The following is a 9,575-nucleotide window of genomic DNA, read 5'->3' as shown; positions in this document are numbered from 1 at the left end:
AACATTTTTTTAATGGAACAATATATTTATTAACCTACCAATCTCCTACTCAACAGTAACAGACTTAGCTAAGTTACGTGGCTTATCAACGTCACACTCGCGGTGAAGTGCTGCGTAGTATGAAATAAGTTGGAATGGAATAACTGCTACTAGCGGTGCTAGTGCTTCGTGTACAGCTGGTAATACGAAGCTGTCATCTTCCATTTCTAAGCCTTTCATTGAGATGATACATGGGTTAGCTCCGCGTGCTACTACTTCTTTCACGTTACCACGAATTCCAAGGTTTACGTGCTCTTGTGTAGCAAGTGCGATAACTGGTGTACCGTTTTCGATTAAGGCAATTGTACCGTGTTTTAATTCTCCGCCAGCAAATCCTTCTGCTTGGATGTAAGAAATTTCTTTTAGCTTTAACGCGCCTTCTAATCCTACGTAGAAGTCTACGCTACGTCCGATGAAGAAACAGTTACGCGTTGTTGCTAAAAATTGTTTTGCTAGTGCGTCCATTTCTTCTTTTTGATCACAAAGTTCTATCATTGCATTTGCTACAAGTCCTAATTCGTGTGTTAAATCGAAATCAAGAACTTCACCTTTCGCTTTAGCAATGTCTGCAGCTAAAATTGAAAGTACTGCAAGCTGTGCTGTGTAAGCTTTTGTTGATGCAACTGCAATTTCTGGTCCCGCGTATAACGGAAGTGTGTAATCAGCTTCACGAGAAAGCGTAGAACCAGGTACGTTTGTAATTGTTAATGCTTTATGACCCATTTCATTTGTTTGTACAAGTACTGCACGGCTATCAGCTGTTTCACCACTTTGTGAAATGTAAATGAAGAATGGTCTTTCTGTTAACAATGGCATGTTATAAGAGAACTCACTTGCTACATGCACTTCAACTGGCATTTTTGCAAACTTCTCGATAAATTGTTTTCCAACAAGACCTGCATGATAACTCGTTCCACATGCAATGATGTAAACACGATCGCTATCTAAAATCGCATTGCGGATGTCTTGATCTAATTCAATCTCGCCATTTTCATCTTGGTACTTTTGAATTATATTACGGATTACAAGTGGTTGCTCATCGATTTCTTTAAGCATGAAATGAGGGTATGTTCCTTTTTCAATATCACTTGCGTCTAATTCCGCTGTAAACGGTGCACGTTCAATCGTTTCACCTTGTAAGTTTTTAATTGTAATACTTTCTTTCGTTACGATTACGATTTCTTTATCCATTAACTCAATAAATTGATCTGTAACTTGTAACATCGCCATAGCGTCGCTCGCCACAACATTAAAGTTGTCACCAACACCTACTAATAGCGGGCTTTTGTTTTTAGCAACATAAATCATGTTTGGATTTTCAGCATCAAGTAATCCGATTGCATAAGAGCCATGTAAAAGAGATAGCGTATTACGGAACGCTTCTTCTACACTTAATCCTGTGCTCACTTGTTGTTCCATAAGCTGTACGATAATTTCTGTATCCGTTTCACTTACGAACGTTACATCTTGTAAATATTCTTTTTTCACTAATTCATAGTTTTCAATTACACCGTTATGAACTAGTGTAAAACGTTTTGATGTACTTTGATGCGGATGCGCGTTTACTTTGCTTGGAACACCATGTGTAGCCCAGCGTGTGTGACCGATTCCCACGCTTGCAGCTACGTTCTCATCTACGATTTCGCGAAGTTTTGCAATACGGCCTTTTTCTTTGTATACAACAACACCGTTCTCTGCTTGTACTGCAATACCTGCCGAGTCATATCCACGATATTCTAGCTTTTCTAAACCTTTTAATAAAATTTCCTTTGCATCTTGCTCTCCAATAAATCCTACGATTCCACACATGTTTAGTCGCCGTTACAAATGCTTACATTGCTCTGCGAACATGTAACGACATAGTCCGATACCATTTTTATTTATACTAAAAAACGGATTACATATTGCTAGCCCTGTAAGCTTGTAACGGCTTTCACCTTCCTCTCGATTGGGTTTAAGTCCGTATATACTTATACAGCTAGTTTGTATCCGTTCCTTTTCTCTCATCACACTTTCACCTTTGTCCACTAAGTCACCTTAATGATTTAAGTAAAAGCTTGCGGTTGTGATGAACAACCGGGAGTCATCCGCCGAAATCTCGATAAACTCCACCTCGTCAACTACACTACTTGTAGTTCTGGCGCTTCTATAATTTACAATATTTCCTTTGAGAAAAAGAACAAGACCATCTTATAACAAACATGGATAAACCGTCAATGAAATTTTTTTCATCGTCTATAAAACATATGAAAAAGGAGCACTACTTGTGCTCCCTTTTCATATGTTTATTGAATTATTCAGCGCCAACTTCAGCTTTCACAACTTCTACAATACGATGTACATATGCGTCACAAACTTCTTGTGTTGGTGCTTCTGCCATTACACGAATAAGTGGCTCTGTTCCAGATGGACGAACAAGAATGCGGCCATCACCGTTCATTTCTTCCTCTACAACACGAATAATTTCTTTAATTTTTTCATTTTCTAATGCTAGTTTTTTATCTGTTACACGAACGTTTACTAGTAATTGTGGGAATTTTGTCATCTCACCTGCAAGCTCAGATAATGGTTTTTTCGTCATTTTCATGATGTTTACCAGTTGAAGTGCACTTAACATTCCATCACCAGTTGTAATGTAATCAAGTAAGATAATATGACCCGATTGTTCTCCACCTAAGTTGTAACCACCACGCTTCATCTCTTCCATTACGTAACGGTCACCAACTGCTGTTTTATCACTCGTGATATTGTTAGCTTCAAGTGCTTTGTAGAAACCTAAGTTACTCATAACAGTTGAAACGACTGTATTATGCTTTAATTGACCAGTTTCTTTCATGTACTTCGCACAAATAAACATAATTTGATCGCCATCAACGATGTTTCCTTTTTCATCTACAGCGATTAAGCGGTCACCATCACCATCAAAGGCAAGACCGATATCAGCGCCTTTGTCTTTTACTAATTTAGCTAATACTTCTGGATGTGTAGAACCTACGCCATCGTTAATGTTCATGCCGTTTGGTGAAGTTCCCATTGTTGAAATATCAGCCTCTAAATCCGCGAATAAGTATGGAGCTAAAGAAGACGTAGCACCATGCGCACAATCTAAAGCGATATGTAAACCAGAGAAATCTTCCTCTACAGTTTGTTTAATATATTGTAAATATTTTTGTCCGCCTTCAAAATAATCACTCACTTGTCCAAGATTCGTACCTGTTGGACGTGGTAGTTCATCAACTTCTTTGTCTAATAAAGCTTCAATTTCTGCTTCTTGCTCATCTGTTAATTTAAAACCATCTGAACCGAAGAATTTGATTCCGTTATCCTGTACTGGATTATGAGATGCAGAAATCATAACACCTGCTTGTGCATCTAACGCTTTTGTTAAATAAGCAACACCTGGTGTAGAAATAACACCAAGGCGCATTACTTCTGCTCCAGTTGATAATAGACCTGCTACTAAAGCTCCTTCTAACATATGTCCTGATATACGTGTATCACGGCCGATAATTACTTTTGGACGATCTGTATCTTTTGTTAATACATAACCACCAAAACGTCCAATTTTGAATGCTAATTCAGGTGTTAACTCCTGGTTCGCAACCCCGCGTACTCCATCTGTACCAAAATATTTACCCATTATGATTCGCTCCTTTTTCTGGCTCTTTTTGATTATCTACTGTTGGCTCTTGGCTAGTTTCTTTTTCTTTATCTTTATTTTGTTCCTGTTCCGTGTCAGGCTTATGTTCAGGTTCAGGATTTTTTGGTTTTTCAGTTTGATTATCTTGGTTATTATTTGAATCTGGTTTTTCACCGTTACCCTGTACTTCTTTATCTGGATTTTCTTTCTTCACAATTGTGACTTTAGCACTTTTTTGCTTTGGCTCTATTGAAATATTACCAGGGCCGCTCACTTGAATAGAAACATCTTTCGTCCCCAGAGATACATTTTGCAGATTAATGGCTGCTGTTATTTGAGCTGCTGTTATTTTATCTACTATACTTGTTTCTCCTGAAATATCAACGCTTATCTTCCCATCTTGCGGCGAAAGTAGCTGGGCCGTAACATCTTTAGAAAGTCCATTTTTTTGAATTGATATACCATCAATCGTTCTTGTTTTCGTTTGTTTTGTTTTTTGCACTCCCACTGAAACCTTCACTTGATTCGGTTTTGCACTTGTTACACCCTTTGGCAATAAAACAGAGGTATCGAATGTTGTAGACTCTGTCAATTGACTAAGATCTACTTCGACCCCCTCTATCGATTGTATATTATCCAATATATCTTTTGGACCTGCTATCGTTACTTCTCTCGGCTCAACGTTAATATTTGTAACGGCCAATCCTTCTGGTAAACTCCCCTTTTTCGTATACGTTACAGGAACCGTTTTTTCCGTATTATTGGCCGTAGCTTGCGTCGCCACATTCAATGTTACACTAATTTTAGATGGACTCGTTCTTACATTTAAGCGTTTTCCTTCTTTATTGTATAATGTAACTTCGGCTGTTTTTGTAACAGTTTTATTAACACCTTTTAAATCAATATACGCCTTTGCAGATGAAATACTTTCAATTTCTTCCTTCGTTCCAACTACCTCAACAGTATCAGGTTTAATGTTTGATTTTTCGAGAGTAGAACCCGCTGGCATCTGATCCTCATTTGATAATTTCAAGTCTACATGAACATATTTTCTCGCTTTTTCATGAAGAGTAATTTTAATTGTTGATGGCTGAACCGTTCCTTTCACACCATCTGGAAGACCGTTCGTTTTCAAAGAAACTTCATAGGTTCCTTTTTCGCTATCTCTCAAATCAACCGGTATATCAAATTGTTTTTTCGCTTTTGCTGTAGCAACTGCTGCTTTTGGGCCCTCTAACTTTACTTTAACGCCCTCTGACGGAATACCACTTACAATATATTTGTCTTCATCATACTTAAGGGTAATAGGATAATTAGTTAATGTTTCTTTCGCATCATTTGCAAAAGGTATTATCCCCGATGTCGTATTTTTTTCAGTTAAAGTCGCTGACATAAAAAGCATACACGCCAATAGTAATGAGATCCCCTTTAAGAACCAATGATTCTCCATTAACTTATCCATGACGCTTTCTCCTCCAATTCCATAAAGACGAAGAAGTCGTTTTTTCGCTCGCACTAAATTCAGCTAACAACATATCTTTCAGTTGCTCTGTCTTCAAATCACGATGCAACTTACCATTTTTCGTTAAAGATATTTGACCTGTTTCTTCCGACACAACTACTGTAATACTATCAGTAACTTCACTAACGCCCATGGCAGCGCGATGCCTAGTTCCTAACTCCTTAGAAATAAAAGGACTTTCCGATAACGGCAGATAACAAGCAGCTGCTTTAATGGTACCTCCTTGCATAATGACTGCTCCATCATGAAGTGGCGTATTAGGAATGAAAATATTTATGAGTAATTCCGATGATACGTTTGCATTTAGCGGAATACCTGTTTCCACATAATCACCCATACCGGTCTCTTTTGACAAAGTAATTAATGCACCAATTCTACGTTTTCCCATATATTCCGTTGCTTTTGCTATCGCTGTTGCAACGATTTCAGGCTCATCATCCTCATGAGTTCCAGTACGTGAAAATAAACTCCCGCGCCCTAGCTGCTCAAGTGCTCTTCGCAATTCTGGCTGAAAAATAATAATAACGGCTAAAAATCCCCACGTTAATACTTGCTCAGTTAGCCAATATAGCGTACGTAATCCAAGGAAAATACTAATCATCCGAACGACAATAATAACTGTAATCCCTTTTAAAAGTTGAACAGCTTTCGTCCCTCGGATTATGAGAATTAGCTTATATATAATAAACCATACAACGGCAATATCTAGTGCCGTACTAAGATATTTCAAAATGGTCGTATCTTCAAAAGGCATGCTAACCCTTCCTCCTACTTACGAGCAATTCTATCCATATATTGAAATATTGTTTTATGCTCTATCTGTATGTATTTCCAACAACTAGTTAATTATACCATACATGAAACAAACAACAATTACAAACAACCCCCCTTTCGTTTAAATTGGTAAGATGTCAAACATTATTATCGTACAGTATAATATAAATCATTATTATACGCTTATTTTCAAATAAAAAAAGCAACTTCTCAGTTGCTTTTCTTACATTTATTTTAGTTTTTCACCGAATAAAGAACCCATTAAAGCAACTGCTGTTGTTGCCGTTCTATTTCGCTCATCTAAAATAGTATTTACTTCAACAAACTCAGCTGATGTAACAATATCAGCTTCCGCTAACATTTCCATTGCTAAATGGCTTTCACGATAAGATAGGCCACCAATTACAGGCGTTCCAACTCCTGGTGCATCATGTGGGTCAAGGCCATCTAAATCTAATGATAAATGTACACCATCAGTATGAGATAAATACGCGATTGTTTCTTCCATAACAGCCGTCATACCCATACGATCGATCTCATGCATTGAGAATACTTTAATACCTTCATTGCGAATAAAGTCTTTTTCTCCTTCATCTAATGCACGTGCACCAATAATTACAACGTTCTCTTTTTTCACCTTTGGATATGCCCCATATAAATCTACAAGCGTTTGATGTCCATACCCTAAACTTGCTGCAAGTGACATACCATGAATATTTCCAGATGGTGAAGTTTCTTCTGTATTTAAATCACCATGTGCATCATACCAAATAACACCTAAATTTTTATAATGTTTCGCAACACCAGCTAATGTACCAATAGCGATACTATGATCACCACCTAATACAAGTGGAAAACGTCCTTCTTCTATAATATGATCCACCTTACTTGCTAATTCGTTACAAACGGTTGCAACTTGTGTAAGGTTTCTTAAGCTTGTATTTACATCTACTTCTTTTTCTCTCTCTATACATATATCTCCCATATCTTTAACGTCATATCCAATTTCTTCAATTCTTTCAATTACGCCTGCATAACGGATTGCGCTCGGCCCCATATCAACTCCGCGACGCATCTGTCCTAAATCCATTGGAACTCCAATAACCGAAATTTCTTTTTTCATAGATAGTATCCCCCTTTTGTGCCTTCACTAAATATTTTAAATCTTTTATATAGTCTGACTCAACTCGACATTTTTCTGTATGGATATACAAATTATTCACTTATATTCGCTTTAAAATCCAAATGTTAAGACTATTCTATGTATAAAGTTAACCTAATGAAACAACTACCATCATTATTATTAGATAATAATAAAAAACACTCCTACATTTAGAAGTGTTTTTCTGATGCTATTTTCCATACTGCGGCAATATTCTTTGCTGTCATTTCGATATTCTCTTCCGCTACTTTATATGCCTCTTCTAATGTCATCGGACTCGCTGTAATACTAAATACTGCATCGATTCCTTTTTCGTGAACAGCTGGATAATTCGGAGATACAGATCCTCCAATAGCAATGACAGGAATAAGAAAATACTTTGCACGCTCCGCAACACCTACCGGGGCCTTTCCATATGCTGTTTGTTCATCTATTCTCCCTTCACCAGTTATAATTAAATCTGCACCTTCTATATGCTTATCAAAGTTTGTATAGTCTAATACAATTTCAATTCCTCTCCGCAAGCTTCCCTTTAACACTGCAATAACAGCTGCTCCCATTCCTCCTGCGGCTCCTGCGCCAGGTATTTTAGATACGTCGCAAGATAAGTATTGTTTAAAGATATTCGCATAATGCTTTAAATTTTCATCCAGCTCTTTCATCATCTCTGCATTCGCACCCTTTTGCCTCCCAAATACGAAAGATGCTCCGCTTATTCCAACTAACGGATTATCTACATCACATGCTGCTTCTATCTTTATATTTGTTAAGCGTGAATCCAAGCGTGAAAAATCAATAGCGACAATCGTATGTAAAGTTCCTCCAGATGGCTCTATTACTTCCCCTTTTTCATCTATAAACCTGACTCCTAAAGCTGACAACATACCTGCCCCACCATCATTTGTAGCACTTCCGCCAAGTCCTAAAATAATGTGCTTAGCTCCTTCGTCTAGCGCATGTAGTATAAGCTCTCCAGTTCCTTTAGTCGTTGTAATAAGTGGATTTCGCTTTTTAACCGGAACATGTTGTAATCCTGATGCTGCTGCCATTTCAATAAACGCTGTCTTTTTATCTTTAGACATACCGTAAAAGGCCTGTACACGTTCTCTGAGCGGTCCTGTCACATGAAGTGATATAATCCTTCCCCCTGTAGCATCAACAAGAGAATCAACCGTTCCTTCTCCTCCATCTCCAATTGGTATTTTCACATACTCTGCTTTAGGGAAAATTGCTCTAAAACCTCTTTCAATAGCCTCACATACTTCTATAGCTTTTAAGCTTTCTTTATATGAATCAGATGCAATAACAACTTTCACAATTATCCCCCATCCTTTATTTTCGCGTTTTCTCCATTTTAAATGATAAATATGAAAGTTGTCTTTTTAAACACAAAAAAAGCTTACATCATATGATGTAAGCTTTTCTATTAGATGGAGCCTAGCGGGATCGAACCGCTGACCTCCTGCGTGCAAGGCAGGCGCTCTCCCAGCTGAGCTAAGGCCCCTTAGTAATAAAAGCGGAAGACGGGATTCGAACCCGCGACCCCAACCTTGGCAAGGTTGTATTCTACCACTGAACTACTTCCGCGAAAATGGTGAGCCATGAAGGATTCGAACCTTCGACCCTCTGATTAAAAGTCAGATGCTCTACCAACTGAGCTAATGGCTCGTAAATGGCTGGGCTAGCTGGATTCGAACCAGCGCATGACGGAGTCAAAGTCCGTTGCCTTACCGCTTGGCTATAGCCCATTAATATTTACTAGTATGGTTATCTTTTCAAAAAAATAAACCCTCTCAGGTTATTTTAAAGAAAATGGTGGAGGGGGGCAGATTCGAACTGCCGAACCCGAAGGAGCGGATTTACAGTCCGCCGCGTTTAGCCACTTCGCTACCCCTCCGACATTTAAAATATATATGGTGGAGGATGACGGGATCGAACCGCCGACCCCCTGCTTGTAAGGCAGGTGCTCTCCCAGCTGAGCTAATCCTCCAAAAGTGGTGACCCGTACGGGATTCGAACCCGTGTTACCGCCGTGAAAGGGCGGTGTCTTAACCACTTGACCAACGGGCCAAAAATTTAAAACTTTTTCCAAGCTTCCAACCGGGCTTGAACCGGTGACCTCTTCCTTACCATGGAAGTACTCTACCAGCTGAGCTATGGAAGCATAATGGCTCCGCAGGTAGGAATCGAACCTACGACCGATCGGTTAACAGCCGATAGCTCTACCGCTGAGCTACTGCGGAATAATACAAGCCTGGCAACGTCCTACTCTCACAGGGACAAGGTCCCAACTACCATCGGCGCTAGAGAGCTTAACTTCCGTGTTCGGTATGGGAACGGGTGTGACCTCTCTGCCATCATTACCAGACTTTTATCATTATACACATTCTTTTCAGAATGTCAAAAGGAAATTTAATATATATTCCTTCAAAACTAGA

At 38.7% G+C, this 9,575-nt stretch carries 7 protein-coding genes, 9 tRNA genes and 1 rRNA gene; all 17 read right to left on the bottom strand.

The window, feature by feature from the left end; all coding sequences use genetic code 11:
* Window positions 1-45 precede the first annotated feature (45 nt).
* The 17 genes from glmS to rrf all read right to left on the bottom strand — a co-directional run bounded on the left by glmS (window position 46) and on the right by rrf (window position 9,505).
* Window positions 46-1,848, bottom strand: coding sequence for a glutamine--fructose-6-phosphate transaminase (isomerizing) (gene glmS, locus K5S59_RS28740; RefSeq protein ID WP_000334151.1), 1,803 nt, complete (start codon window positions 1,846-1,848; stop codon window positions 46-48).
* Window positions 1,849-1,860: 12 nt separating this feature from the next.
* The gene (locus K5S59_RS28735) at window positions 1,861-2,046 is read right to left on the bottom strand and encodes a hypothetical protein (protein WP_001208183.1); all 186 of its coding nucleotides are present in this window, start codon (window positions 2,044-2,046) and stop codon (window positions 1,861-1,863) included.
* Between the two features lie 286 nt (window positions 2,047-2,332).
* Window positions 2,333-3,679, bottom strand: coding sequence for a phosphoglucosamine mutase (gene glmM / locus K5S59_RS28730; RefSeq protein WP_000521485.1), 1,347 nt, complete (start codon window positions 3,677-3,679; stop codon window positions 2,333-2,335).
* Window positions 3,672-5,141 (bottom strand): CdaR family protein, encoded by a 1,470-nt coding sequence (locus tag K5S59_RS28725; protein ID WP_000359563.1) that lies wholly within the window; start codon window positions 5,139-5,141, stop codon window positions 3,672-3,674. Before K5S59_RS28725 ends, glmM begins: the two co-directional genes overlap by 8 nt.
* Window positions 5,134-5,955, bottom strand: coding sequence for a diadenylate cyclase CdaA (gene cdaA / locus K5S59_RS28720; RefSeq protein ID WP_001115702.1), 822 nt, complete (start codon window positions 5,953-5,955; stop codon window positions 5,134-5,136). The genes K5S59_RS28725 and cdaA overlap by 8 nt, the downstream gene beginning before the upstream one ends.
* 249 nt (window positions 5,956-6,204) lie before the next feature.
* Window positions 6,205-7,098: an arginase gene (gene rocF, locus K5S59_RS28715; RefSeq protein ID WP_000711573.1), complete on the bottom strand. Its 894-nt coding sequence runs from the start codon at window positions 7,096-7,098 to the stop codon at window positions 6,205-6,207.
* Window positions 7,099-7,307: 209 nt separating this feature from the next.
* Window positions 7,308-8,453, bottom strand: a complete 1,146-nt coding sequence (locus K5S59_RS28710; protein WP_000869575.1) for a glycerate kinase — start codon at window positions 8,451-8,453, stop codon at window positions 7,308-7,310.
* Between the two features lie 115 nt (window positions 8,454-8,568).
* A tRNA-Ala gene (locus K5S59_RS28705) sits at window positions 8,569-8,641 on the bottom strand.
* A gap of 11 nt (window positions 8,642-8,652) precedes the next feature.
* A tRNA-Gly gene (locus K5S59_RS28700) sits at window positions 8,653-8,724 on the bottom strand.
* 5 nt (window positions 8,725-8,729) lie between these two features.
* A tRNA-Lys gene (locus K5S59_RS28695) sits at window positions 8,730-8,805 on the bottom strand.
* A 5-nt stretch (window positions 8,806-8,810) separates the two neighbouring features.
* Window positions 8,811-8,885 (bottom strand) — tRNA-Gln (locus K5S59_RS28690).
* 65 nt (window positions 8,886-8,950) lie between these two features.
* Window positions 8,951-9,034 (bottom strand) — tRNA-Tyr (locus K5S59_RS28685).
* Window positions 9,035-9,051: 17 nt separating this feature from the next.
* Window positions 9,052-9,127, bottom strand: a tRNA-Val gene (locus K5S59_RS28680).
* Between the two features lie 5 nt (window positions 9,128-9,132).
* A tRNA-Glu gene (locus K5S59_RS28675) sits at window positions 9,133-9,207 on the bottom strand.
* A 21-nt stretch (window positions 9,208-9,228) separates the two neighbouring features.
* A tRNA-Thr gene (locus tag K5S59_RS28670) sits at window positions 9,229-9,301 on the bottom strand.
* Between the two features lie 4 nt (window positions 9,302-9,305).
* Window positions 9,306-9,380, bottom strand: a tRNA-Asn gene (locus tag K5S59_RS28665).
* Window positions 9,381-9,389: 9 nt separating this feature from the next.
* Window positions 9,390-9,505 (bottom strand): 5S ribosomal RNA (gene rrf / locus K5S59_RS28660).
* Window positions 9,506-9,575: the final 70 nt, after the last annotated feature.

This window comes from Bacillus sp. BML-BC051 (assembly GCF_019656175.1).
Taxonomy (GTDB): Bacteria; Bacillota; Bacilli; order Bacillales; family Bacillaceae_G; genus Bacillus_A; species Bacillus_A mobilis.
This window is presented reverse-complemented; position numbering and strand designations above follow the sequence as displayed.

Excerpts from the sequence above, each read along its gene's own strand:
- glmS (WP_000334151.1), bottom strand. The coding sequence starts at position 1,848 with ATGTGTGGAATCGTAGGATTTATTGGAGAGCAAGATGCAAAGGAAATT.
- K5S59_RS28735 (WP_001208183.1), bottom strand. The coding sequence starts at position 2,046 with ATGAGAGAAAAGGAACGGATACAAACTAGCTGTATAAGTATATACGGA.
- glmM (WP_000521485.1), bottom strand. The coding sequence starts at position 3,679 with ATGGGTAAATATTTTGGTACAGATGGAGTACGCGGGGTTGCGAACCAG.
- K5S59_RS28725 (WP_000359563.1), bottom strand. The coding sequence starts at position 5,141 with ATGGATAAGTTAATGGAGAATCATTGGTTCTTAAAGGGGATCTCATTA.
- cdaA (WP_001115702.1), bottom strand. The coding sequence starts at position 5,955 with ATGCCTTTTGAAGATACGACCATTTTGAAATATCTTAGTACGGCACTA.
- rocF (WP_000711573.1), bottom strand. The coding sequence starts at position 7,098 with ATGAAAAAAGAAATTTCGGTTATTGGAGTTCCAATGGATTTAGGACAG.